Here is a 25,363-nt window from a genome sequence, read left to right on the forward strand (position 1 = left end):
CTAATCCGGTGCAAACCAGTTCAATTTTTCCCGCAAGGTTACCACAGTGCCGACGATGATCAGAGCGGGTGGTTTGATATGGGCAGCTTTTTCCTGAATGTCCGACAGGGTACCCGTGACCACCTGCTGAGACTGGGTGGTGGCCTGCTCAACCAGGGCAATAGGTGTGGCCGGGCTCATACCCTGGGCAATAAGCTCCCGACAGATTACCGGCAGGCCGGTCAGACCCATATAAAACACCAGGGTCTGGTGTTTCTGCACCAGGGCTGGCCAGTCCAGATTGATGCTGTCATCCTGCAGATGGCCGGTGGCAAATACCACGGACTGGGCGTGATCCCTGTGGGTCAGGGGGATTCCCGCATAGCTTGCCGCGCCGCTTGCCGCCGTAATACCGGGCACCACCTCAAAGCCAATGCCATGCTCCAGCAGAATCTCTATCTCTTCTCCGCCACGGCCAAAGATAAAAGGGTCGCCGCCCTTGAGTCGCACCACCCGTTTGCCTGCTTTGGCTTCCCGTACCAGTAACTGATTGATGTCTTCCTGGGGCAGGGTGTGGTTGCTGGCCGCCTTGCCAACGTAAACCTTCTCTGCATCCCGGCGCACCATATCCAGAATTTCGCTGGAGACCAGTCTGTCATAGACAACCAGATCGGCTTTCTGCATCAGACGCAGGGCGCGAAAAGTCAGAAGCTCCGGGTCGCCGGGCCCGGCACCCACCAGATACACCTCGCCCTGTATTTTGGGTTCAGCCTGTTCCAGTTTTTCCTGCATCCGGCGTTCGGCTTGCTGCTCATTGCCTTTAAGCAACTGTTCGGCTATCTCGCCGTCAAACACCTCTTCCCAGAAGTAGCGTCGCTCAGTGACCGTGTTAAAGCGTTGCTTGACCTGTTCGCGAAATCTATCGGCAAAGCTGCCAAGCAAACTGATGCGTCTAGGCAGAAAGGCTTCCAGCTTCTGGCGCAGATAACGCAGCAGCACTGGCGCCACGCCGCCGCTGCTCATGGCTATCAAAACAGGAGAGCGGTCAATAATGGCCGGGGTGATAAAGCCGCATAGGGCAGGGGCATCCACCACATTGACCAGCAGGTTGCGGGCTTTGGCCTGGACGCTGATTTGAGCATTAAGGGGCTCGTCGCTGGTAGCCACGAATACCAGTTGGACGTCTTTCAGATCCTGCTCCTGATAGACCCTCTGGTGCAGGGTGATCCGGCCGCTCTGGGCAAACTGTCTGACCGGGCCGCTGATATCCGGAGCCACGACCTTTATGGTGGCATGGGTGCGGGCCAGCAGCTCGATTTTGCGTGCCGCCACCTCACCGGCGCCCACTACCAGTACCTGTAGCTGTTGGGTTTCCACAAACAGGGGGAAGTATTGCATCTTAACTCATTGATCTAAGGGACTGGAGCCATTGTGGCAGACTCTCTTATAACCACAAAATATCAATTTTTGAAAATATATGCATTTTAGGTGAGCAGTGACAAAAAATCCCGCCTCGGCGGGATCTTGTCTATGGGCAAACTAGCCGCTCAAATGTAGAGGATTACTCCTTGGCTTTACGGGGCTTTTTCGGTTTATCGAAATTGGGCCGCTCGTCACGGGGCTTGTCAGCGCGAGGCCTGCGGGGCTTGTCACCCCCTGGGGCTTCTTCTGTCCATTCGCGCAGATTGATCCGCTGGCCGGCCACGCGGGTTTTCTGCAGAATCTGGCGGATCTCAGGCGGCATACCCTGGGGCAGGTCCACTGTGCTGTAATTGTCGTGAATATCGATGGCGCCGATATGCTTGCTGTCGATGCCTGCTTCATTGGCGATGGCACCTACGATATTGCCCGGTTTGACACCATGGGCATGGCCCACTTCCAGCTTGAAGCGTTGCATACCTTCCTCCGGGGCACTGGTGCGACGGCGGGGGGAGCGTTCCTTGTCACCACGGCCGCGGCTGTCACGCCCTTCATCACGGAACTTGCCCGGGCGCTCTGGGCGGTCACCGCCTCTGGGCGCGCGCTCTGTCAGATCCGGCCGGTCCGTTTCCTTCAACAGCAAAGGCTCATCCCCCTGGGCTATTTTGGCCAGTGCCGCCATCAGCACTTCAGGATTGGCTTCAGTTTCGGCCTGAATGGCTTCGATGACCGGGATCAGGGATTCAATGCTGTCATCTTCCATCGCCTCGATAACCGACTGCTTAAACCGACGAAGACGCTGTTCATTCAGTTCCGACACTGACGGAATGGGCATGGATTCGATGCGCTGGTTGGTGGCCTTTTCGATGGCGAACAACATGCGCTTTTCCCGGTGGGAGATAAACAGAATGGCATCGCCCTGGCGGCCGGCGCGTCCAGTACGACCGATACGGTGCACATAGGACTCGGTATCGTAAGGCACGTCGAAGTTGATCACATGGCTGACCCGTTCCACATCCAAACCGCGGGCCACCACATCGGTGGCGATGAGGATATCGATCTTACCGTCTTTGATTCGCTCGACGGTGCGTTCACGGGATTTCTGTGGAATATCACCGTTCAGCGGCTCTACTGCATAACCCCTGGCAGCGAGCTTCTCGGCCAGTTCCAGAGTGGCGGTTTTGGTCCGCACGAAGATGATGACGCCGTCAAACTCTTCCACTTCGAGAATCCGGGTCAGGGCTTCCAGTTTATGGTGCCCTGCCACCTGGCAGTAACGCTGGCGGATAGTGCTGGCGGTACTGACCTTGGAGGCGATCTTGACCAGCTTGGGGTTATTCAGATACTTGTTGGTGATGTTGCGGATACGGTCCGGCATGGTCGCCGAAAACAGCGCCGTCTGGCGCTCTTTGGGCGCATGGCTGAGGATCCATTCCACATCATCGATAAAACCCATGCGCAGCATTTCATCTGCTTCGTCCAGCACCAGGAATTTCAGCTTGTCCAGTTTCAGGGTGCCACGCTTGATATGATCAATCACCCGGCCAGGCGTTCCCACCACCACCTGAACACCGCGTTTAAGCGGGCGGATTTGATTATCGTAAGACTGACCGCCGTAAATGGGCAGTACTTTTATCTGGCGGCTGAAACTGGCGTAGGTATGGAAAGCTTCGGCCACCTGTATGGCCAGCTCGCGGGTCGGCGCCAGCACCAGCAACTGCGTGGTGGTGTCCTCAGGATCGATCTGTGCCAGCATGGGCAGGGCAAAGGCCGCGGTTTTACCCGTGCCGGTCTGGGCCTGGCCCAGCAAGTCGTGACCTTCCAGCAACAAAGGGATGCTTTCGGCCTGAATGGGGGAAGGCTTTTCGTAGCCCACCTTTTCCAGGGCCTGCAGCAAATGCGAAGGCAGGTTTAAATCTTTGAAACTGATGTCTGTGTTGCTGGTCATCTGGGATCCTGATGTATGGCGAGCGAAATGGCGTAAGGCCGAAACTGCAAAAGCGCAATTATATAAGAAATAGCGAAATTACACCATGTTAGCCACAAACTAATCGATATGGGGTCAGGGGGCTGGCAGGGCTGCCTGTTGCATAAATTGCTGTTCGGCTCTAGTCTAGGCGAATCTCTGCAAGTGCCACTGTAATAAGGATTCCCAGTGTACAGAAAGATCCTCTCAACAATAATGGTCGGAGCCTTGTTGGCTTGTTCTCAGTCCAGCCCGGAACAACATCTTGCTACAGCCCAGCAATATATTGAACAGGGTAAGCCCGAAGCAGCAATTATTGAGCTGAAGAATGCCCTTCAACAGTCCCCGGACAATGCGTCCATCCGTTTTGAGTTGGGCCGCCTCTATCTCGAAGAGCGCAGATACCAGGAGGCGGAAAAAGAACTGGTGCGGGCCATGGAATATGGTTATCCCACTGCCGAAGTGGTGCCTTTGCTGTCCCGCTCATATCAGAAGACCGGCGCCGATGTAGCGCTCAGTAAACTTGAAAACAAATACGCGGGCCTTAGCGAGGACGAAGCCGCCGAGGTCAGCTTCTACCGGCTGGAATCGCATTTCAATCTGCAGCAGGTTGAAAAAGCCCGCGCCCTTATCGAAGAAATCCGCAACTATCAGACCGATTCGCCTTTCAAGTCCCTGGCGCTGGTATACGGTTACTTGCTTGACAAGAACATGGAAGCGGCCCAACTGCAGCTTGAAGAGATTCTCGCTCAACATGAGAACCAGCCCGACGCATTGGAACTCAAGGCCAGACTGCACCTGATGAACGGCGAAAAAGAGCAGGCCATTGCCAGTTATGAGCAGTTTCACCAGGCTTATCCGGAAGACCACCAGGCCACCTTCCTGTTAGCCAGGCTCCTGACGGATGCCGGGCGAACAGAAGAGGCCGAACCGCTGGTCGACAATCTGCTTAAGATCAATGACACCAATCCGCTGCTCAACCAGCTAAAAGGTCTGAGCCGGGCCCGGGACGGAGATTACAAAGGGGCGTTGACGTATACCGAGAAGGCGCTGATGAATGACGGTACCGATCCGGCGATGAGATTGACAGCCGGCTACGCCGCCTATCAGTTGGGCAAGTTTGAAGATGCCCGCACACACCTGTCACTGGTCGTGGGTAACCTGGCGCCGAATCACCCGGCATTGCGTCTGCTGGCAGCTACAGAGCTGCGTCTGGGGATGAATGAAGAAGCGGTGGACACCTTGAAACGGCTGGAGGCTCCCTCCCCAGAGGATGCCTCATTGTTTTCTGCGGCAGGTATGCAGATGTTGCAGGAAGGAAACCTCAAAGGGGCCAAGGCCATGGCAGATAGGTCGGAGCAGGTAACCAGTTCCCCGGCCGATTTGACAAGACTGGGTATTCTGCAACTTTCTCTTAATGAGATTGACGGAATACTCAAGCTGGAAGAGGCGCTGGAAAAAGCACCGGACGAACAGGTGACCCGCACCACACTGGCTTCTGCCTACCTGGCCACAGGCCAGTTTGACAAAGCACTGAACCTGGCCCAGGAATGGAAAGAACAGCAGCCAGATGATGTACAAGGCTATTTGTTGGCGGCCGGCGTTTATGAGCGGCAACAGAAGTTTGATTTGGCCCGGGAGCAACTGGAGCAGGCGGCTAAGCTTGCCCCTGAGGATGCCAAAGTTGAGCTGGCGCAAATTGATCTTGAGTTGCTGGAAGGCAATCTGGATAAAGGCCGTAAGGAATTGGAGGCCTTCCTGTCCGATTATCCGAGCAATGTTGCCGCGTTGGCACGCTACTTCGAATTACAGCGGCAAAACGGAAATGCAGAAAAAGCCATCGCCAGAATCCAGACTGCTTTCGATAAGGATGCGGAGCAGATGCCTTTGCGACTGCTGCTGGCCAATGCCTATCTGGTTCAGAATCAGACCAGTAAAACGGTTGAACTGCTGAATAAACTGCCTGTTTCGGATCAACTTCCACAGAAGTACTGGGAACTGCTGGGGCAAGCCTATTTGCGTGAGAACCGGGTTGAGGATGCAGAAAAACATTACGATACCTGGGTGAAGCGCCAGCCTGAAAATGCCCAGGCCCTGATGGGCAAGATGTTTCTGATGGATGCGAGAAACAATTTCAAAGAAGGCCTGAAGCTGTCTGAATCTTTGGTGCAAAGGCATCCGGATGATGTACGTTATCTGAGTATTTATACGCACTTCCTGCTTATGAGTGGCAATACGGAAAAGGCCAGGCAGCAGTTTGATGTGTTACCCGCCGCGCTGAAAGACAGCCCAGCCGGGCAGAACTTGCTGGGTCGATTGCTGGCCAGCGAAGGCGATTGCCAGGCGGCCATGCCATTAATTGAAACGGCCTATCAACGTAAACCCAATAACAGAAACCTGAACCTTGCTCTGTTCTGTTACGGCAAGACCGACCAGGAAGAAAAAGGTCAGGCATTGCTGGTCAAGCATGTGGAAGCCAATCCTGATGATCTGGCAGCAAGAATGGTGCTCGCCCAGCGGGAAATCGGCCAGGATGCCAATCAGGCAATTGCGCAGTACAAGCAGGCCCTGGAGCTCAATGAGTCCAATTATCTGGCCCTTAACAATCTGGCCTATCTGTTGATGGAACAGAACCAGCTAGCGGAAGCCCGTAAGTATGCAGAGCGGGCCAAGGCGTTGCGACCGGAGGATCCGGCAGTGCTGGACACGCTGGCACAGGTGTTGATTGCGCAGAAAAACTTCAAGGAAGCTGAGACCTATCTGGGCCGGGCCGCCAATAATCAGCAGGCTACCGACGAGATCTACCTCAATTACGTGGAACTGCTGATGAAAACCGGACAGAAAGAGTTGGCCGAGCGTAAATTAAAACAGCGGGAGTTCAAACATCCTGACTCCCAGCCACGCATCGATAAGCTCAAGAACCAATACGGTGGTTGATAAATGAGAAAATGGCAGATCTCTTACAAGAAGATCAGAGATCTGCCAATATCTTTGCAACTGGTTGATTTATAATCTTTAAAAGATCTTCGACCCGGATTGATCCGATTTCAGGACAGTGCGGCAAGCAGAGCCGGCAGAATAAGAACAACCACCAATAGGCGGCAAATCAACATGGCAGTTATTCCCCAATCCATACCCATGCTCAGAGACAAGCTTAAAGCGCTGGATGCACAACTGAGTCAACCGCCGCAAAACCTGGATGAGATAAAGCGCCTCAAACAGGCGCTGGAAGAGCTTTTGGATGAATTAAGACTGGACTGTCTCGAGACTGCCAGCAAATAACGGTCAGAAGTTGCTGAGATTATCTGAAAAGCCCGGCCTGATATCAGCCGGGCTTTTTAGTGGCCGCTAACTTTGGGAGTCTCAGAGAATTCTGGCAATCAAAGCTCCATAAGCAGGCAGTTCAAACTGCCCCCTTGCCATCTTGCCGGTGGGCAGCCCATGGCCATCCAGTAGAACGATTTCCGATAGCGGTAAAGTCCATTGGCCGGACTGGCCGGACAAATTGAAGCAGACCAGCAAAGCCTCATCTTCCGTTTTGCGGGTAAAAGCCAGCAGAGGCTCCGCTGTTTCGATAAACTCAATATCCCCCGTTACCAGCGCCGGATGCAGCTTGCGCCAGTGCAAGAAGCGGCGGGTCTGATTCAGTATGGAGTCTGGATCCTTCTCCTGAGCCGCCACCGACAAGCTGCTATGTGACCGGGCAACCGGCAGCCAGGGGAGGCCCTCACTGAATCCTGCATGGATCTCTGCGTCATTCCAGGGCATAGGCGTCCGACAACCGTCACGTCCCTTGAAATTAGGCCAGAAGGTAATGCCGTAGGGATCCTGTAGATCTTCAAAGGCGACCTCCGCTTCCGGCAGGCCCAGTTCTTCCCCTTGATAGAGGCACACAGAGCCGCGCAGCGAACAGACCATGGCTATCAGCAGCTTTGCCAACGCTTCGCGGTGCTGACCAGCGTCCCGCCCCCAGCGACTGACGGCTCTGACCACATCGTGATTGCTGACTGCCCAGCAGGGCCAGCCATCCAGCATCTTGGCTTCCAGGGTCTGTACCGTTCGGCGGACATAAGAGGCTGAGAACTCATCACACAACAGCTCGAAGCTGTAACCCATATGCAGCCGGTTGTTACCCTGGGTGTACTCGGCCATGCTGGCCAGCGAATCCTCAGAAGACAACTCCCCCAGCGATACCGTGTCAGGATAGCGGTCCAGCAGAGCCCTAAGCTGCTCAACAAAGTCCAGATTTTCCGGCTGGGTGTTGTTGTAATAATGGTATTGGAAGGCGTAGGGATTGTCTTCCTTGAAGCCCCGGCCCTTTCGCTCTTCCGTAGGTTTGGGCGGATTGTCGCGCAACAGCCTGTCGTGGTAGCAGAAATTGATCGCGTCCAGCCGTAACCCGTGTACACCCTTTTTCAGCCAGAACTCCACATTCTCCAGTACTGCCTGACGCACAGCCGGCTGGTGAAAGTTCAGATCGGGCTGACTGACCAGGAAGTTATGCAGGTAATATTGACAGCGCCGGGGCTCCCACTGCCAGGCCGAACCGCCGAAGATGGACAGCCAGTTGTTGGGGGGAGATCCGTCGGGACGGGCATCGGCCCACACATACCAGTCCGCTTTGGGATTGTCGCGACACTCCCGGCTTTCCAGAAACCAGGGATGCTGATCCGAGGTATGGCTGAGCACCTGATCGATCATCAGCCGGATGCCCAGTCTGTCAGCCATGGTGGTCAGTTGTTCAAAGTCCGCCATGTCGCCGAACATCGGATCGATGTCACGATAGTCACTGATGTCATAGCCGAAATCCTTCATCGGCGACTTGAAAAAAGGGGAAACCCAGACAGCGTCCACCCCCAGGCTCTTCACATAATCGAGTCGCTTGATAATACCCGGAATGTCACCGATACCGTCCTGGTTGGTATCCTGGAAACTGCGCGGATAGATCTGATAGATCACCGCTCCCTGCCACCATGGCTTGTGCTTCATAAGGTGCCGTCTTGGATTGTTAATCAAATGTTGGCGAAGGATACGTCAGCGACCTCCAGCCTGTAAAAAGGCTGCATACGTATTCATTACAAAGCCGGGATGAGCTGACACTGATCGGCGGTGTAATGTTTGCAGGACTTTATCCGTTTGACCAAGGATTTTTCAGGGGTAGGGCAATGTCTATACTGAACCCCATCACGACTTTACATTGGTTAGCCGAATGAGTGAGGCCGACAAGATTCTGGATAAAGCGCTGCAACTGGGTAGCGAGAAAGGATGGGAGAGGTTGGCCCTGACGGATATAGCCCAGTCGTTGCATATCTCCCTTGCTGAGATTTACGAGCATTATAAACAAAAGGACGATCTGGTGGAGGCCTGGTTCGACCGGGCGGATAGGGTCTTGCTGAAAAGAGGTGTAGGACGGGAGTGGGCGGGATTCAAACCTGTTCAGCGTTTGCATACCGCGATATTTTGCTGGCTGGATGCCCTGGGGCCTTATCGTAAACTGACCGCGCAGATGCTGCTGTATAAACTGGAACCCGGGCATATTCATTTGCAGGCCGCCGGTATTCTTAGGATAAGCCGCACGGTTCAATGGTTTCGTGAGACGGCTGCCCTCAGGGCTGGTAATCTCAAGCGCATTGCTCAGGAGTTGGAACTGACCCGGCTGTATCTGATGACCTTTATCCGTTGGTTGAAGGATGACTCACCGAAGCAGCAAGAATCTCGTCAATTTCTTGCAACGCATCTGGCAAGAGGAGACCGGTTCGACTTTTGGTCATGACATAAGGGCTAATCTGGGTCAGACATCTCCCTGCTTCGTATATTGCGAAGATGTAATTAAACCCTCAATCACAACGCCAGCGTTTTGATTTTACGTTAATTGGTTTTTATCTTTATTCTTCATAAAGATAAAGATGTTCTGCCAGGCCGATCCGGCTATTTCTTTATTAATAATGTTAATCATATGTTTCATTTCTTGTTATGAATACGTATGCAGACAGTTGTGCCTGTTAAAACCCTGGCTGTACTATCCCCTGCAACAAATTTAAACAATTTTTTGCACTGCATTGTGCAGAGACGGCTTCGCAAAAAGCCGGGGAAAACACTCGTAACTCAGGACACAGGCATGAAAACATTTAAACCCAATATGATTACCCTGGCGCTTTTTGCCAGCGGTATGGCACTGAGCAGCGTCGCCGTTGCTCAGCAACCGGCTGAAAATCAACAGCAGGCTGAACAGGATGTGGAAGTCATCGCCGTCTCTGGCGTCAGGATGAGTATCCTTAGTGCTTTGGATGCAAAGCGTAATTCTGATGTGGTTGGCGACTTTGTCGGTGGCGGTGATCTGGGTGTTCTGCCCGATCCGTCCATTGCTGACGCTTTAGGGCGTATTCCTGGTGTCACCACTGTCCGGGATAGCGGCCAGTCTTCCCAGTTGAACATTCGTGGTATGAATGGCGATTTTATCCAGACGACACTGAATGGCCGCGAGCAAGCGTCCACTTCCGGATACACAGAGAGCACCCGTTGGATGGCTTTTGATCAGTATCCGGCTGAGTTGATCAGCGAGGCGGCTGTTTTCAAATCGCCCAAGGCTTCACATATTGAAGGTGGTGTTGCCGGTTTGGTGGAACTGAAAACCGTCAATCCATTGCACGGTGAAAAAGAGCACAACTTCAATGCCAGCGTCCGTGCCTCTTATAATGACAGTGCCAGCGATGTGGGTGCTGACGAGTTTGGTGAGCGTTATACGCTTTCCTACACCGGCAAATTTATGGATGACACCCTGGGTGTTGCATTGGGTTATTCACACCTGAATCAACCCAACAGCTTTACCAAGGCCCGTGCCGGTGCAGACAGCCAGATTGGGTATGGGCCCACTGATGCTGCAGGCAATCCACGAGCAGCAGCGTTCCAGTGGCAGGCAGGGACTGGTGAGGACAAGCGTGACGGGTATATGGCCAGCCTGGTTTATCAGCCCAACGACAGTTTCACCGCACAATTCGACTACTTTAAATCCAAGTTTGATCGTAAAGACATCCGTCACGGCATTACCGTTGGCGGTCTGGGCAATTTGTCTACCTTTGACCTGTCGAATACCACGGTAGAGGGCGGTGTGGTGACAGGGGCCACTGTCAGCCTGACTGATCCAAAGACCACTTTTGATTCCAGCCCCTGGTTTGAAGCACGCAGTGAAGATCAGTCCACCGTATCTGATACTGACAGTTACGGACTCAACCTGGAATGGAAGATCGACGATACCCAGACACTGACCTTTGATATCTCCCGCAGCGAGGGGACGAAAACTCGTAAAGATCGTCTGGTGACTATGCATGCTTATGACCTGACATACGCCGGGGATGAACTGGTAGCCTGGGAAGAAGCCGCGGGGCAGTCCTTTACCTATGTGGGTAACGGTGAAGAAATACCGACAGCCAGTTTCTCTGGCGTCGACTTTACTGACCTGGACAACATGCGCCTGTCACGCTACGAAGAGTATCCTCACCTTTACACCGATAAAGTTGACGCCTACAAGTTTGACTACAAGAAGTATGTGGAATTGGGCCCTGTCACTTCCTTTGAAGTTGGAGCACGATTCTCTGAGCGTGAATTCAACTCAGACCGTGGAACCTTCCTTTACGGAGCCCGGGACGGACAGTTCAATGGCTATTGCGCCGATAACCTGTCCGACATCGAGTGTACCCCCCATATGGTTGATGGCTTCGTGAGCGTCGAGTCAGTCACAGGAGCACCGGATCACCTGGTGGTGACCGATTTTGACGGTCTGGCCTCCAGTATTTTTGGCGCCGGCAATTATGAGGGCAAGAAAGTCTTCAGCCGGGACTGGACCTTTGTGGAGTCGGGTCTGCTGACTGAGAAAGTCGATGCTTACTATCTGATGGCCAACCTGGAAACGGAGCTGGGCGATGTACTGGTAACAGGTAACATTGGTGTCCGTTATGTGAAAACCGATGTTAAGTCCAGTGGTGTGCAAAACGTTGGAGCGGGTAAGGGGACGCCCATTACCGACGATGTAGGTGTGACTCAGGACAACTATGATTATGTGTCTTATGGTCCGGAATACTCAGATACCCTGCCGTCCTTAAACCTGAACTTCCAGTTGACTGACAATGATGTCGTGCGTTTTGCCGCCGCCAAGGTCATGGGTCGTCCGCCTGTCGGGCAACTGAAGGGGGGCGCCGGTTCATGGAATGATCAGAATTCCAACGGCGAGACGCAATACAACGTTTGGACTAAGGGCTCTCCTTATCTGGATCCGTTCCGCGCCACTCAATTGGATCTGTCTTATGAACATTATTTCGAGGACGGAGGCGCAGTCACTGCAGCTCTGTTCTGGAAAGATATTGAAAGTCTGGTAGAGAAGCAGTTCTTTGATCCTTCCCAGACCGGACAGGCCTTCTTTGATGAGTTAGGGGTCGAAATTCCAGAAGGCCAAGTCGCTGGCGCCTTCGAAACCTTCGTCAACAATGACAAAGGTGGCTATATTCGCGGTATTGAATTGGCGGGAACCATGACCTTCGATGAGTTGCCGGGAATATTTTCAGGCTTGGGGGTGACGGCCAGCTATTCATACACAGAGAGTGAGACAGAAATCAGCGGCGGCAACCTGTATGGACAGACATTGCCCTTGCCTGGTTTGTCGGAAAACGTCTGGAGCACAACAGCGTTCTGGGATATCGGCAACTTCAGCTCGCATGTAAACGTTCGCTATCGTGATGAGTATATTTTGAATATGCCCATTCCCGGTAGTTCAACCCCTGTTCAGGCTCAGGACTACCTGACGATGGATGCGCAGGCGTCCTATGCATTTGAAAATGGCCTGGAGGTAGTGGTGTCGGTCAATAACCTGACCGACGAACCGAATGTCATTGCATACGGTCAGGAAGGTGTGTTGGGTGAGTATACCGAGTTTGGACGCCAGTATTATCTGGGTTTGAACTTCAAGTACTAAGTTAGTCTAGCCCTGTTGTCCGGGAAATCTCCCGGACATTTTTCTTATTGACGCCCGTTGGACCAGTTCTATCGGGCGATTTTTGTTTTAGGACCATTGTGTTAAAACTGAGATGGGCGGGTGGAAGGACAAGAGACCAATATGAACAGCAGTAACAAACGTATAGTCATCGTGGGCGGAGGCACGGCAGGCTGGATAACTGCCAACCTGATGGCCACTCACTGGGGAGACAAGGGGTTTGATATAACCCTGGTGGAATCCCCCGATATCGGCATCATTGGGGTCGGGGAAGGATCGACACCACCTCTGAAAGGCTTTATGGATACAGTGGGTATTACCGAATCACAGTGGATGCCCGAATGTAATGCCACCTACAAAGTGGGTATCACCTTTCGTGACTGGTCGGTCAAACCCGGCTTTACCCAGTATGTTCATCCGTTCCTATGCCAACCGGACCAGTTCACCGCGCCGGCCTTTTTTCACAACAGTTTCCTGCGCAGGAAAGGGGTGGAACTTGAAGGACATCCGGACCATTTCTTTTTGACCACTGAGCTGATCCGGCAGAAACTGGCACCGCTGACACCTGCTAATTTCCCGTTCGAGATAAATTACGGCTATCACTTTGACTCCGGATTGCTGGGGCAGTACCTTGCCAGACATGCTGCCGGGAAAGGAGTCAAACATCGCCTGGCCACAATCTCTGACGTGGTGCTGGACGGTCAGGGAAATATTGATTTTCTGCTCACCGAGAAGGGCGAAAAAATCAAAGGGGATCTCTATGTGGATTCTACTGGCTTCAAAGGCCAACTTATACAGCAAGCCCTGAAAGTACCTTTTATCAGTTTTGCCGAGAGCCTGTTCAACGATTCTGCGGTAGTTTTTCCTACCACACCCGATGAGGAGATTGCCCCCCATACTGTCTCAACTGCACTCAAATATGGTTGGGCATGGCGTATTCCACTGACTAACCGTACCGGCAACGGTTACGTGTACAGTTCGGGATTTGTGGATGCAGATACGGCCGAGACTGAGTTTCGTCAGCATCTGGGACTCCTGGATTCTGACGTGGAGGCCCGCAGACTGAAGTTCAAGGTTGGGCGGGTGGCGCAGCATTGGGTCAAAAATTGTTTGGCCGTTGGCTTGTCTCAAGGTTTTATTGAGCCCCTTGAAGCTACCGCCCTTGATATGGTCCAGGAAACGGTAGTGCGCTTTATCGAAGCTTATAATCAAGGTGCAGGCAGCGACCAGCATCGCGACGACTTTAATCACAGAATCAGTACCAGGTTTGACGCCATACGGGATTACATTGTCTGTCACTACCGGATAAGCTCCCGCACCGACACAGAGTATTGGCGCGCCTGTGGAAGCAACGAGAAGATTTCTCTGTCACTGCGCTCCATTCTGATGTCCTGGATGGCCGGCAACAATATCACCGATGAACTGGAAAAGCAGAAGCTGGATGCATACTTCCCCAACGTATCCTGGAATTGCCTGCTTGCCGGTAAAGGCATATATCCCGATCCGTCACAACTCAAGCCTGGCAGTGAACTAGCTCATCGTTACAAGATTGAGGGGATCCAAAATTTCATTCGCGGCTGTGCGCTGAACTTCAGGCCCCATAAGGAGGTGCTTCATGGTCAGACCAACAGGTAGGTCGACAGGTATCAGGTAAGAAGAGATACCTGGGTAGGGAAGAGCATTTCGCTCGGTATATTGCTCTGAAATGAAAGATATCTGACTCACGTGATGATAGAAAAAACGCTCCTGACGGAGCGTTTTTTTATCCCTGGTAGAGACGGGGGCCAGTTACCGGCGCCTGCGGCTGCATACCAGGCTTAACAGTCCAAGGCACAGCAGGGCTATTGAGGCAGGCGCCGAGACGGGTTCCGCAATCACATTTCCGCCGATGGTCGCGCCATCGAATGCCATGCCGCTCTGGAAGCTGTCATCATTCCAGTTGACCACGCCGATCTGCAGGAAGTAACTACCCGCAGCGGCAATTTCATAGCTGGCCTGTATCCAGCCGGTATAGCCGCACCCTTCATCGTAGCAACTGCCGGAGCTGGTGCCCAAGGCAAACCAGTCAGGGGCACCGGCATTAATGGGGGTGCTGCCAGGAACCAGAGTGGCTTCAGGCACCGGCATATCGAATCCCGGTACGGTGTCACCCCCTGGGGTGGTGCGGGCGGTGAACAGCAGGGCAACCTGATTCATATTGCTGTCCAGCAGCCTGGCCCAACCGTAGTCGGAGAAACCCGCCCCGTCGGAAGTAACGTAGTTGAAGAAAAACTCCAGGGAGTCGCCCGCCTGGGCAAAGAATAGAGGCGACAGCACTGCCGAGCCGGACGTTGCGTTGCCGTCACCCCCTACATTCTCCAGACCCAGCCCATCGATACCATTATCAGTGCTGACATAGCCATACTGGTCGCTGCCAAAGGGGGAGGTTGACACAACGCCGTCGGCGCCGCCGGAGCCATAATTTCCCTGGCCGGTCCAGCCAGAGAGGAGCGACGCGGAGGCGGGGGCCGCCAGGCTGAGGGTTGCGAGCAATATGCCGCAGACTGAAAGTGTTTTAGCAAATTTCATTGATAACTCCGTGTTGTGTTGTGCGTCCCAATCCAGGACAAGAATGAAAGCAGCGTTCAAAGAAGCAATTCCTGTTCCTGTATGTAATTATCTATCTATTTCAAATAGATGGTTGCACAAACGTGGGCCGTTCACTGACTGAGGAACAGATGGTGTTAAAAAAACGGACGGCTGCAGCACCGGTTCGCCTGTTGAGGTGGCCACAGGTCGCAGCTTCTTTCACACCATTTACAGCAAGGTTTGACCTGGATCATGGTACGGTGAATATTCTCGCCTGCCCGTCCCATCTGGGAGTAAAAACTTGATTTGGGTCAGGTTTATAACCGACTGACTGCTGCACAATCCGCTCCAGACACACAACCTCTGGAGAGCACAATGAAAACTCTTTTTACCTCAGCGGCCCTGACTGCAGCACTCTTTGCCCCGTCGGTACTGGCCGATTTTCATCTTAATGTGGGCGCTATCAACGTCAGTCCCAATGACGACAGTTCTTACCTGAATGTGGTGGAGACGGTGGCTGGCTTGCCGCAAAACTCCAGTAAGCTGGCGGTAGACAGTAACACTCAGTTGGGCCTGACCATTGACTATGATCTGTCACAAAACTGGACGCTGGAACTGGTGGCGGCTACGCCTTTTTCCCATGACATCAACCTGGACAGCTCAGTGGGCGCGGTGAATGGCCTGGCTGTGGGCGAGACCAAGCATCTGCCGCCTACTCTGCTGGCCCAGTATCACTTTGGTTCAGCGGACCAGACTTTCCGCCCTTTTGTCGGCCTGGGCCTGAACTACACCCTGTTCTTTTCCGAAAAGGTCGACCCGGCGCTGACCAATGTGCTGGTGGCCACCGGGGCGGCTCAGGCCTCTGATGATGTCAGCTTGCATCTGGATGATTCCATGGGCCTGGCGGCGCAGGCTGGCTTTAATTACCGTATCAATGCCAACTGGGGAGTCCATGCCATGCTGGCCTGGGCGGATATCGATACGGATGCCGAGGTCAGGGTAAACGGTACTAACGTACAATCCATCGATGTAAAAATCGATCCAATGATCTTTTTCCTCGCTGCAAGGTATTCCTTCTGAAGCCGGTCTGAAAAGGACAGGCTTCCCAGCGGAGTCACAAACAATCCCAACCCTCCCGTTAGAGGATTTTCACGGTGCAGCCAGGCTGCACCGTTTTTTCTATCCGGGGTTGTCAAGGGGACTACCCAATCAGGTGCTGTACTGATTCAGCCTCTTGCCAGAGGTCAAATCGACCAGGATCCCCTGGATGACGGCGATACGCCGTCCATCTTCATGTTTGAGAAAAAACACCGCCTGCTGATTGCGCAGAGGCCTGAGTGTGGGAAGCTTACCCGGATTCACCGCCACCGGCAGATCGGTTTTAAGCTCAAGCAACGTCTCATCTCCTTCGAAATAACCCACGCCTTTGCCCAGCAACTCCAGGTACTTGTCCCGGGTCAGGGGCAGTGGGCCCTCCAGCTTCATACCCTTTGCCGGCTGGAACTGCCACTGACCGGCGTCAAAGCGGAAAAACGCCGGAAAAGGGGACAGATCACCTATCTCATCGATCTGTACCTGCTGAGCCTCGGGCAGGTCCAGATCCAGGGCCAGATCCACCAGATAGCGGTGCTCCTTATCCACTACCCGCAGGTCGCTGATAACCACATCGCGAAAGGCATTGCGCTCATTCATGGGAATGCTCTGATAAGGAGCCAGATCCAGTTTCTGATAGCTTTTTGTCACCAGGCTGTCGATGGCGCGGCCCAACATGGCCAGATTGACCTTCCGGGCCACCTGACGGTTGATATCACCCGGATAAGCGCCGGATTCGATCAGTATGGTACTGATCCCCATACCGGCCAGGGTGTCGCCAAAGGCCCGCTCGGCATAGGTATCGTCATACCGGCCCAGATGACCGGGAATCATTTCGTCACCGACCTGCTTGAGAATGCCGATGAGCTGCATGGCGCGCTTGCGTTGATCGCTGATGCTTTTGGCTTCATCGAAGGCCGGGGCGAGCAGGGAAATGGTCGCCGTCTTGTCGGTATTACCCGCCGAGTAAAAGCGGCTCTGGTCATGCAGATTGAAGCCGATGTCGGGCTGAATTTCCTTCGCCTGGGCCATCAGAATCCGGCCTTCCGGTGTTTGCAGATCTTTGGCGTCCCGGTTGATATCGATGCCCTGGGCATTATGCCGCTGGGCCAGTTCGGCACCATCGGGATTCAGCATGGGGATTAGGATCAGGCTGATCTCGTCCTGCCAGCTCTCTCGCCAGTCTTCATCCCGCCTGATCCGCTCAATCAGGTCAAACAGGGCCGGCGTGGCGGTGGATTCATCCCCGTGCATCTGCGACCACATCATCACTTTCAGGGGACCCTGCCCAACCTGGATCCGGTACACCGGCCTGTTCTCATAAGAGCGGCCTATCTCGGTGGTGCTGAACAGGGGATCCTGTTTAACCTGCTCCAGATACGGCAGAATATCAGACTGGCGTATCTGCGCTTTGTCGAGGTTTTTCACCTGGTAGTCATCCAGGGCCGGGGTTTGGGCGAACAGGCTGGTGGGCATAATCAGACTCAGGGCAAAAATTAAGGCTTTCATTATTTATTACTTTGTTTTATTAAATTAATAATAATTTATTTGTTGTACTGAGGTTACCCGCCGGCCAATGACTCGTCAATGCATTGGCCGCCCACGACCGGTATCTGGTCCTGGCAATCGGGCCGTCGGTCGAATCCGTCCCAGGCAACACCACCACAGTATAGGAGTAGTAAATGGATCGCAGAGCCTTTATCAAAGCATCGGCCGCCGGCGTGTTGGCCAGCCAGTTGTCCCCTGTTCTGGCGGCCGGCCAGGGCGGCAATGCCCTGCCAAAGCGCTGGCAGGCCGGAGATAAGGTCATGCTGGTGGCCCCGGCCAGCGCCATTTTTGATCCCATCGAAGTGGAGATTGCCAGGGAGTCCTTCGAGGCGATGGGACTTGAGGTGGTCAGCGGGCAGCATGTGCTCGACCGGCATGGTTACCTGGCCGGACAGGATAAGGACAGGGCAGCGGACATTAACCGCGCCTTTGCCGACCCGGCTATCCAGGGCCTGGTCGCCTTGCGTGGCGGCTGGGGATGCAATCGGCTGTTGCCCTATCTGGACTTCAAACTGATTGCTGCCAATCACAAGATATTGCTGGGCTACAGCGATATTACCTCGCTGCTCAACAGCCTTTATCAGCACAGCGGACTGGTGTCCTTTCACGGTCCGGTGGGAATGTCGTACTGGGGGGCTTTTCAGGCCGAGCAAGTGCAAAAGCTGTTGTTCAACGGCGAGCAGACGCTGATGCAGAACTATCCCGAGCAGGAAGATGCCCTGACCATGCGTAGCAACCGGGCCAGGACTGTTAATGACGGCAGGGCCAGCGGTGTACTGGTAGGGGGTAACCTCACCGTGCTGGCCAGCCTGGTGGGCACGCCTTACCTGCCGGATATGCGGGGCAAGATCCTGATGCTTGAGGACGTGGGTGAAACCATCTACCGCATAGACCGCTACCTGTCCACCCTGCAGCTTTCCGGCATCTTGTCGCAACTGGCCGGTGTTGTCTTTGGCCATTGCACTGAGTGTGAACCACAAAAAGGCTATGGGGGCTTTACCCTGATGGAGGTGATGGAACAGTACTTCAAACCGCTGGGCGTACCCTGCTATGTGGGCGCCCAATTTGGTCATATCAAGGACAATCATATCCTGCCGGTGGGTGGCAAGGTGGAGGTAGACGCGACCGCCTGTACCCTGAAGTTGCTGGAGCCGGTAGTGACCTGACCCAGGCGGGTGAAATTCACGGCCCCCAAGGTTAAGTGTCTGATCTGACTGGCGAACAATAACCCCGGGCAACTAGTATTGTAGGAAAATGCTTTTTGTCCCGGTGGTCCAATGCTTTCCACACGTCGCTACCTGATTCAACTGCTTTTACTTTACAGCCTGATCCTAATCTGTCTGTTTCTCGGTTACCGTCTGCTGCTGGACTATCCTCAGGAGCTGTCTGCAGCCGAGGCGCACCAGAAAAGAGAACTTGAAAGCCTGAGTCGCGGTTTGCAAATGGGATTGCGTAATCTGCAGGCGGTAACCACAGACTGGGCTCACTGGGACGACACCCTGGCCTTTGTAAAGGATCCGGATAACCATCAGGACTACGTAGAAGGAAATATTCTTTCCAGTACCTTTGAGACCTTCGAACTGCTTGGCATAGTCTATTTCGACAGGAACTTCGATCTGGTGATGGCACAGGGATATGATCTGCAGGTAGGCGAATACGTTTCTATCGAACAGGTGGTGGATTTTCGTCTCTCGACCCTGTTTAAAGAGCAGATAAAACCCGGAGAACCCTGGCAAAGCAGCGGATGGCTGGCGTCCCGGCAGGGGGCTGCAGCCTTTGCCATCCAGTATATTTCTGATTCTGCTCAGGAGCATCCTCCGGCAGGTTATTTGTTGTTTATCCAGTCCATCAGTCAGAACCAGATAGCCAATCTGGAAGCGACCACCCGCCTGAAGCTGAACTTTACTCCCACTTCTCTGGCTGATCCTGTAACCCATGGCGTGGTCTCGCTGATGACGCCGGAATTGGTGGAAGGCTATAAGCTCGAACGCCGGCGCCTGCTGGATGATTTTACCGGTACCCCTATCATGCTGTTGTCGATTACCCATGAACCCCTTACCGATATGCAGCCTATAGGCTGGTCAGAAGTGCTTATCCTGAGCAGCATGATCCTTGCGCCCATTGTCCTGGCCCTGGCTGTTGACCGGCGCCTGCTAAAGCCGCTCAGGCACAATACCAGACTTATTGAGACCATGGTCGAACGCCAGACTCTGGAACCTTTGTCCCAGCGCCTCCATACCCGGGAGCTGGAACAGATTCGCCAGGCGTTTAACCGATCAGTGGACCTGGTGGAGCGTCAACAGGCCGTGCTGCGTGGCCAGTCTATGACGGATGCCCTCACTGGATTAGCCAACCGCAGAGCCTTCGATCAGCAAGGGGCAGAAATGTGGAACCTGGCCGTGCGACAGCAGGAATCTTTTACTCTGGCGCTGATGGATCTGGATCATTTCAAGGCCTTTAACGACAATCTGGGTCACCTGGCAGGCGATGAAGCCCTGCGTAAAATAGGCCGCAGCCTGACGAAGTCCTGTCGTCGTGCCAACGAGCTGGTCGCCAGGATAGGAGGAGAGGAGTTTGTGCTGATAATGATGGGGCTGGAGGAGCAAACCGCCAGACAACGGATGGAGGCCCTGCGAACAGACATCTCAGAACTGGGCATTGCACACCCCCAGTCGTCCGTATCCATGTCGCTGACATGCAGCCTCGGTACCATTCACGTCCCCCGGCCGGGCATCAATTACCGGGCAGTGCGAATCGAAGACTTGTTGTCAATGGCAGACAAGGAACTTTACCGGGCTAAGGACGGAGGACGCAATCAGGTCAGTTTTCATGTTTATCAACTGCCTCAGGCGGGGCCGGATGCGAAGTCAGCGAAGGAGAACCTTCCTGAAGACTAAACTGCGGATGCTGTTGTCGGCGGTATGTGGGTTGATGCTGTGCGTAAGAGGGGGCGCAGCATCGCAGCCACAACAGGTGACCTGGGGCGCTGCCAGCTTTCCACCATTTTGGCAGATGGGCCAGGGGGAGCACCCCGGAGGGGCCTTTGGCGATGTCCAGCAACTGGTGCTGGACAAGTTGATGCAGTATCGGCACGAGTTTTACTATTCAAACTTCAACCGCCTACTTCTGACGATGCAAAAGGGAGAACGCCTTTGTCTGTTCGGTTTACGTAAGACCGAGCAGCGTGAGGTATTTTTGCGTTTCTCTGAGCCCTTCCTGCCTTTGCCCGAATATGGGGTGATCTACCGCCACGAAGAGCGGGCCAGGCTGCAGCCCTATCTGCTGGCAAGTGGGCGTGTCAGCCTGGATGGTATTATCAGTGACAGAAGGTTGCTGATAGGTCATGTGGGGGGACGATCCCTGGGCAGGGAGATGGATAGTCTGCTGCTGGATGAGCGGAGCAAGCCCAGGGCCACGGTTTTTATCATCACCAATATCCAGACCATCCAGCCGTTGATGGGAATGCTAAACCTTAAAAGGCTCGATCTGGTACTAGGTAACGCCCTCGAGGCCCGCTACTACGGTAGTCTGCTGACCGGCGCGGAAGCTTTTGACTTTATGCCCGTTCAAGAGGGACAACGCCAGCTCGCGGCCCACTTTGCCTGCAGCAAGGGGGCATGGAGTGAATCACTTATTGCGCAGATCAATGAGTTGATAACCGATCCTCAACTTAAGGCCCAGGCCGCAGAGCGTTTTGCCACTTATCTGCCAGCCAGTGACAGGCAGAGATATCTGGCCGGAGTGGCAGAATCATTGGACCAGGCGTTGGGAAGTAATGTTAACGAACTGTGAATCAGGATGTTATGAATACGTATGCACCTGTCTGTTGCCTGCTCTAACGAGCAGCTACTATTGAGTCCCCATCATTTCCCTGGCGGAGCACACCATGTTGGTTCGACTTCTGCTGCTGTTGGCGTTGTTCAGCGGCCTGGGTCAGGCCGCAGGCCTGACCCTTACCTCACCGGACGGCCAGCTCAGGTTGACTGTCAGTGACGAGGATATCGGTCCCCACTATCAGTTGCACAGACAAAAGCAGACAGTGCTGGCCCCTTCGAGACTGGGCCTGGCATTTAAAAAGCATGGCCGTTTTGCCGAGAACTTTTTGCTGGTGGAAGAGGCGCGCCAATCCAATGATACTCGCTGGGAGCAGCCCTGGGGCGAACGGCGGGTGGTCAGGGACAGGCACAACGAACTGCTTGTTACCTTCAAGGACGAAGATAAGCGCTGGTTCAGGGTGCGCTTTCGTTTGTTCGATGACGGAATGGGTTTTCGCTATGAAGTACCTGAACAGCCGGGGCTGGACAGGCTGGCTGTCACTGAGGAACTGACCGAGTTTGTCTTCGAGCAGCCGGGTAGGACCGACAGTTGGTGGATCCCCTCAAGAGGATGGAACCGCTACGAATATCTTTATCGTCAGACCCCCATGAGTGAACTGGACAGGGTGCATACCCCGGTCACATTCAGGTTGCCCCAGGGGGAACATGTGACCCTACATGAAGCGGCACTGGTGGACTATGCCGCCATGACCCTGGACCAGCGCAGGGACGGCGTACTCAAGGCCAACCTGACCCCCTGGTATGACGGCATCAAGGTACATACCCAAGCCGGTTTCCACAGTCCCTGGCGGACGGTGCAAGTGGGCAGAAAGGCCATCGACCTGCTCAATTCAGATCTTATCCTTAACCTGAATGAGCCCAACAAACTGGGTGATGTGTCCTGGGTCAAGCCAGGCAAATACATCGGTATCTGGTGGGAGATGCACCTGGGGACCCATACCTGGGGCAGTGGTCCCCAGCACGGCGCCACCACAGCTCGCACCAGGCAATATATGGACTTTGCCGCCAGGTATGGTTTTGACGGCGTACTGGTGGAGGGGTGGAATATCGGCTGGGACGGCAGTTGGTTCCATAACGGCGATGTCTTCAGCTTCACCCAGCCTTATCCTGACTTCGATATTGAGGCTGTCACAGAGTATGGGGCCGGGATAGGGGTAAAACTGATTGGCCACCACGAAACCTCCGGCAGCGTGACCAACTACCGCCGGCAGATGGAGGAGGCCTATGATCTATACGCACGACTGGGTGTCAGCCAGATCAAGACCGGCTATGTGGCCGACGGCGGAGACATTAAACGGGTGGATGAGCAGGGCATAGTGCGCCAGGAATGGCATGACGGGCAGTTTATGGTGGGTGAGTACCTGCACTCGGTCAAAGAAGCCGCCAAACGCAAAATCAGCATCAATACCCATGAACCGGTCAAGGATACCGGTCTGCGCCGGACCTATCCCAACTGGATCAGTCGAGAAGGCGCCAGGGGGCAGGAATTCAATGCCTGGGGATCGCCACCCAACCCCCCTGAGCATACGGTAAATCTGGTTTATACCCGCATGCTTTCCGGTCCCATGGACTTTACGCCGGGTATTTTTAACCTGGCTTATGAAGGGCTGGAGGCGGAAAACCGGGTGCAGACCACCCTGGCTAAGCAATTGGCGCTATACGTCGTTTTGTACAGTCCCATTCAAATGGCAGCAGACTTGCCTGAACACTACCTGCAACGTCTGGACGCCTTTCAGTTTATCCTCGATGTACCCACCGACTGGGAGCAAAGCCTGGCCATTGCAGGTGAAGTGGGGGATTACGTGGTCTTTGCCCGTCAGCAGAGGGGTAGCCAGGACTGGTATCTGGGCGCCATTACGGACGAACTGGCCAGGGAAATCCCCGTCAGCCTGGACTTTTTGCCGGCTGGGCAGGTCTTTGAGGCACAAATATACCGGGACGGGGAAAACGCTGACTGGCTGACCAACCCCTATGATCTGGTCATTGAGAGAAAATCCGTCAGGCAGGGCGATAAGCTGACCCTGGAACTGGCAACCAGCGGCGGCGTCGCCATCCGCTTCAAAGCCCTGCGAGGAGACCAATGATGAACAATCTGTTGCGATTTATCGGCCTTTGCCTGGTAAGCGGTTCGGTCTTGGCACAGTATCAGGTTCAGCATCTTGAGCCTGCTTTCTGGTGGGCGGGAATGCAGCATCCCCATCTGCAGCTGATGGTGCATGGACCGAATATCAGTCAGTTACAGCCCGCCCTGGATCACCCGGGAGTGGTCCTTGCCGGGGTACAGCGGACGGACAACCCCAACTACCTTTTTGTCGACCTGACCCTGGCACCGGATGTACGCCCTGGCCAGTTTGACATCCGGTTTATGCAGGGTGACAAGGTGCAGCTTTCCTATCCCTATGAGCTCAGGGCAAGGTTGCCGGGTTCGGCCAGCCGAGCCGGCTTCGACCAGTCCGACGTAATTTATCTGATTACCCCGGACAGGTTTGCCAACGGCGATCCGGCCAATGACGAAGTAGATGGGATGGTCGAAGGGGGGAATCGCAATCTTGCCGGGGGCCGTCATGGGGGCGATATTCAGGGCATTATCCAGCACCTGGACTATCTGCAGGATTTGGGAATAACCCAGCTTTGGCTAAATCCTGTGCTGGAAAATGCCATGGACAGCTACTCCTATCATGGTTACTCCACTACTGACTATTACCAGGTCGATCCGCGCTATGGCTCTAACCACCTTTACCGGGAACTAGCCCAACAGGCTGGTGAACGGGAAATGGGACTGATCAAGGATATTATTCTTAACCATATCGGCTCGGGCCATTGGTGGATGCAGGATATGCCGGCGTCCGACTGGATTAACTTCGACGGGCAGTTTGTCGAAACCACCCACAGGCGAGAAGCCCTGCACGACCCCCACGGTACTCAGTGGGACCGCAGGCACTTCACGGACGGATGGTTTGTGCGCAGCATGCCGGATCTGAACCAGCGCAATCCCTTCCTGGCCAACTACCTGATCCAGAACAGCATCTGGTGGGTGGAATATGCCGGACTGTCCGGCCTCCGGCTGGACACATACTCTTACCCGGACAAGGACTTTCTGAGTCAGTACACTCAAAGACTGATGCAGGAGTATCCCAACCTGGGGATGGTAGGCGAAGAGTGGTCCCTGAATCCGGCCATCGTGGCCTACTGGCAGCGGGACACCAAACGACACGATGATTATCAATCGGCGCTGCCCAGTCTGTTTGATTTTCCCCTGCAGGCAGCGGTGGTTAACGGTCTTAACAATGCAGAGACCTGGGGTACGGGTCTGCGCGAGATTTATCAGGCGCTGGCCAACGATTTTCTTTACGGTCATCCCTATGAGTTGGTTGTTATGCCAGACAACCATGATATGAGCCGCATTTATACACAGCTTGGCCACGATCCCGCCCTGTTTCGCATGGCCATGGTGCTGTTTGCCACCACCCGGGGTATCCCGCAGTTCTTCTATGGCTTTGAGGTGCTGATGGCCAATCCAGGCAGCGAGGACCACGGTGTGATTCGCAGCGACTTCCCCGGCGGCTGGCCGGGTGACCCCCTGAACGCTTTCAGCGGTGAAAACCTGAGCGACGAGCAGGCCGAGGCCCAAGCCTTTGTCCGCCGACTGCTCAACTGGCGTAAAGGGGCTGAAGTCGTGCATAAGGGCAAGTTGACCCACTACGCACCGATTGACGGAACCTATGTCTATTTCCGGCATGATGTTAAGCGGGTTGTGATGGTGGTATTGAACAAGAATGATCAGTCCATCACTTTGCCAACCGAGCGTTTTAAAGACGTGACGGCCACCCTGAGCCAGGCCGTGGATGTGCTTACCGGCGAGCGGCAACGTCTGGCTGAGCTGACCGTGCCGGCCAGGAGTGCACGTATCTATGCCCTTCACTGACGCCTCAAAAAAGGCGATTACACCCAAGAATTATTAGTCTTTTTTCT

16 protein-coding genes are annotated in these 25,363 nt (G+C 54.3%); 11 read left to right on the top strand and 5 right to left on the bottom strand.

Annotation, left to right across the window (positions count from 1 at the left end):
* Both cysG and J0A66_RS15290 read right to left on the bottom strand, forming a co-directional pair.
* The gene (gene cysG, locus J0A66_RS15285) at positions 1–1,377 is read right to left on the bottom strand and encodes a siroheme synthase CysG (RefSeq protein ID WP_206574709.1); all 1,377 of its coding nucleotides are present in this window, start codon (positions 1,375–1,377) and stop codon (positions 1–3) included.
* 163 nt (positions 1,378–1,540) lie between these two features.
* Entirely contained in the window at positions 1,541–3,346 is a 1,806-nt protein-coding gene (locus tag J0A66_RS15290; protein ID WP_206574710.1) for a DEAD/DEAH box helicase, read from the bottom strand.
* 234 nt (positions 3,347–3,580) lie between these two features.
* On the opposite strand from J0A66_RS15290, the gene prsT reads away from it, so the two are divergent.
* On the top strand, positions 3,581–6,301 hold the full coding sequence (gene prsT / locus J0A66_RS15295) for an XrtA/PEP-CTERM system TPR-repeat protein PrsT (RefSeq protein WP_277603572.1): 2,721 nt from the start codon (positions 3,581–3,583) through the stop codon (positions 6,299–6,301).
* Between the two features lie 174 nt (positions 6,302–6,475).
* A complete protein-coding gene (locus tag J0A66_RS15300) occupies positions 6,476–6,646 on the top strand; it encodes a hypothetical protein (RefSeq protein WP_206574712.1) in 171 nt (56 codons plus the stop codon).
* Between the two features lie 81 nt (positions 6,647–6,727).
* Here the strand turns inward: J0A66_RS15300 and J0A66_RS15305 are convergent, their stop codons facing one another.
* Positions 6,728–8,353 carry an alpha-glucosidase family protein gene (locus J0A66_RS15305; RefSeq protein ID WP_206574713.1) on the bottom strand — a complete coding sequence of 542 codons (1,626 nt, stop codon included), beginning with the start codon at positions 8,351–8,353 and terminating at the stop codon, positions 6,728–6,730.
* Positions 8,354–8,573: 220 nt separating this feature from the next.
* Here J0A66_RS15305 and J0A66_RS15310 point away from each other — a divergent pair, with 220 nt between their 5' ends.
* The 3 genes from J0A66_RS15310 (at position 8,574) to J0A66_RS15320 (ending at position 13,982) form a co-directional block, all read left to right on the top strand.
* Positions 8,574–9,137, top strand: a complete 564-nt coding sequence (locus J0A66_RS15310; RefSeq protein WP_206574714.1) for a TetR/AcrR family transcriptional regulator — start codon at positions 8,574–8,576, stop codon at positions 9,135–9,137.
* A gap of 345 nt (positions 9,138–9,482) precedes the next feature.
* A complete protein-coding gene (locus J0A66_RS15315; RefSeq protein WP_206574715.1) occupies positions 9,483–12,329 on the top strand; it encodes a TonB-dependent receptor in 2,847 nt (948 codons plus the stop codon).
* Positions 12,330–12,470: 141 nt separating this feature from the next.
* The gene (locus tag J0A66_RS15320) at positions 12,471–13,982 is read left to right on the top strand and encodes a tryptophan halogenase family protein (RefSeq protein ID WP_206574716.1); all 1,512 of its coding nucleotides are present in this window, start codon (positions 12,471–12,473) and stop codon (positions 13,980–13,982) included.
* Between the two features lie 153 nt (positions 13,983–14,135).
* On the opposite strand, the gene J0A66_RS15325 is transcribed toward J0A66_RS15320, so the two are convergent.
* The gene (locus J0A66_RS15325) at positions 14,136–14,915 is read right to left on the bottom strand and encodes an NF038132 family protein (protein WP_206574717.1); all 780 of its coding nucleotides are present in this window, start codon (positions 14,913–14,915) and stop codon (positions 14,136–14,138) included.
* Between the two features lie 375 nt (positions 14,916–15,290).
* On the opposite strand from J0A66_RS15325, the gene J0A66_RS15330 reads away from it, so the two are divergent.
* Positions 15,291–15,995: an OmpW/AlkL family protein gene (locus J0A66_RS15330; protein WP_206574718.1), complete on the top strand. Its 705-nt coding sequence runs from the start codon at positions 15,291–15,293 to the stop codon at positions 15,993–15,995.
* Between the two features lie 129 nt (positions 15,996–16,124).
* Here J0A66_RS15330 and J0A66_RS15335 read toward each other — a convergent pair whose 3' ends face one another.
* The gene (locus J0A66_RS15335) at positions 16,125–17,516 is read right to left on the bottom strand and encodes a M14 family metallopeptidase (RefSeq protein ID WP_206574719.1); all 1,392 of its coding nucleotides are present in this window, start codon (positions 17,514–17,516) and stop codon (positions 16,125–16,127) included.
* 173 nt (positions 17,517–17,689) lie between these two features.
* Here J0A66_RS15335 and J0A66_RS15340 point away from each other — a divergent pair, with 173 nt between their 5' ends.
* The 5 genes from J0A66_RS15340 (at position 17,690) to J0A66_RS15360 (ending at position 25,316) form a co-directional block, all read left to right on the top strand.
* On the top strand, positions 17,690–18,721 hold the full coding sequence (locus J0A66_RS15340) for a S66 peptidase family protein (protein ID WP_206574720.1): 1,032 nt from the start codon (positions 17,690–17,692) through the stop codon (positions 18,719–18,721).
* 111 nt (positions 18,722–18,832) lie between these two features.
* Positions 18,833–20,452 (top strand): sensor domain-containing diguanylate cyclase, encoded by a 1,620-nt coding sequence (locus J0A66_RS15345; protein WP_206574721.1) that lies wholly within the window; start codon positions 18,833–18,835, stop codon positions 20,450–20,452.
* A gap of 34 nt (positions 20,453–20,486) precedes the next feature.
* Positions 20,487–21,347 carry a hypothetical protein gene (locus J0A66_RS15350; protein ID WP_206574722.1) on the top strand — a complete coding sequence of 287 codons (861 nt, stop codon included), beginning with the start codon at positions 20,487–20,489 and terminating at the stop codon, positions 21,345–21,347.
* Positions 21,348–21,441: 94 nt separating this feature from the next.
* On the top strand, positions 21,442–23,475 hold the full coding sequence (locus tag J0A66_RS15355) for a glycoside hydrolase family 97 protein (protein WP_206574723.1): 2,034 nt from the start codon (positions 21,442–21,444) through the stop codon (positions 23,473–23,475).
* Complete coding sequence (locus tag J0A66_RS15360) at positions 23,475–25,316, top strand: glycoside hydrolase family 13 protein (protein ID WP_241264234.1); 1,842 nt, start codon at positions 23,475–23,477, stop codon at positions 25,314–25,316. Before J0A66_RS15355 ends, J0A66_RS15360 begins: the two co-directional genes overlap by 1 nt.
* Positions 25,317–25,363: the final 47 nt, after the last annotated feature.

This window comes from Bowmanella dokdonensis, assembly GCF_017254865.1.
Taxonomy (GTDB): Bacteria; Pseudomonadota; Gammaproteobacteria; order Enterobacterales; family Alteromonadaceae; genus Bowmanella; species Bowmanella dokdonensis.

What these genes read in the sequence shown, in the direction of transcription:
- cysG (WP_206574709.1), bottom strand. Translation starts at nt 1,377, where the DNA reads ATGCAATACTTCCCCCTGTTTGTGGAAACCCAACAGCTACAGGTACTG.
- J0A66_RS15290 (WP_206574710.1), bottom strand. Translation starts at nt 3,346, where the DNA reads ATGACCAGCAACACAGACATCAGTTTCAAAGATTTAAACCTGCCTTCG.
- prsT (WP_277603572.1), top strand. Translation starts at nt 3,581, where the DNA reads ATGGTCGGAGCCTTGTTGGCTTGTTCTCAGTCCAGCCCGGAACAACAT.
- J0A66_RS15300 (WP_206574712.1), top strand. Translation starts at nt 6,476, where the DNA reads ATGGCAGTTATTCCCCAATCCATACCCATGCTCAGAGACAAGCTTAAA.
- J0A66_RS15305 (WP_206574713.1), bottom strand. Translation starts at nt 8,353, where the DNA reads ATGAAGCACAAGCCATGGTGGCAGGGAGCGGTGATCTATCAGATCTAT.
- J0A66_RS15310 (WP_206574714.1), top strand. Translation starts at nt 8,574, where the DNA reads ATGAGTGAGGCCGACAAGATTCTGGATAAAGCGCTGCAACTGGGTAGC.
- J0A66_RS15315 (WP_206574715.1), top strand. Translation starts at nt 9,483, where the DNA reads ATGAAAACATTTAAACCCAATATGATTACCCTGGCGCTTTTTGCCAGC.
- J0A66_RS15320 (WP_206574716.1), top strand. Translation starts at nt 12,471, where the DNA reads ATGAACAGCAGTAACAAACGTATAGTCATCGTGGGCGGAGGCACGGCA.
- J0A66_RS15325 (WP_206574717.1), bottom strand. Translation starts at nt 14,915, where the DNA reads ATGAAATTTGCTAAAACACTTTCAGTCTGCGGCATATTGCTCGCAACC.
- J0A66_RS15330 (WP_206574718.1), top strand. Translation starts at nt 15,291, where the DNA reads ATGAAAACTCTTTTTACCTCAGCGGCCCTGACTGCAGCACTCTTTGCC.
- J0A66_RS15335 (WP_206574719.1), bottom strand. Translation starts at nt 17,516, where the DNA reads ATGAAAGCCTTAATTTTTGCCCTGAGTCTGATTATGCCCACCAGCCTG.
- J0A66_RS15340 (WP_206574720.1), top strand. Translation starts at nt 17,690, where the DNA reads ATGGATCGCAGAGCCTTTATCAAAGCATCGGCCGCCGGCGTGTTGGCC.
- J0A66_RS15345 (WP_206574721.1), top strand. Translation starts at nt 18,833, where the DNA reads ATGCTTTCCACACGTCGCTACCTGATTCAACTGCTTTTACTTTACAGC.
- J0A66_RS15350 (WP_206574722.1), top strand. Translation starts at nt 20,487, where the DNA reads ATGCTGTGCGTAAGAGGGGGCGCAGCATCGCAGCCACAACAGGTGACC.
- J0A66_RS15355 (WP_206574723.1), top strand. Translation starts at nt 21,442, where the DNA reads ATGTTGGTTCGACTTCTGCTGCTGTTGGCGTTGTTCAGCGGCCTGGGT.
- J0A66_RS15360 (WP_241264234.1), top strand. Translation starts at nt 23,475, where the DNA reads ATGAACAATCTGTTGCGATTTATCGGCCTTTGCCTGGTAAGCGGTTCG.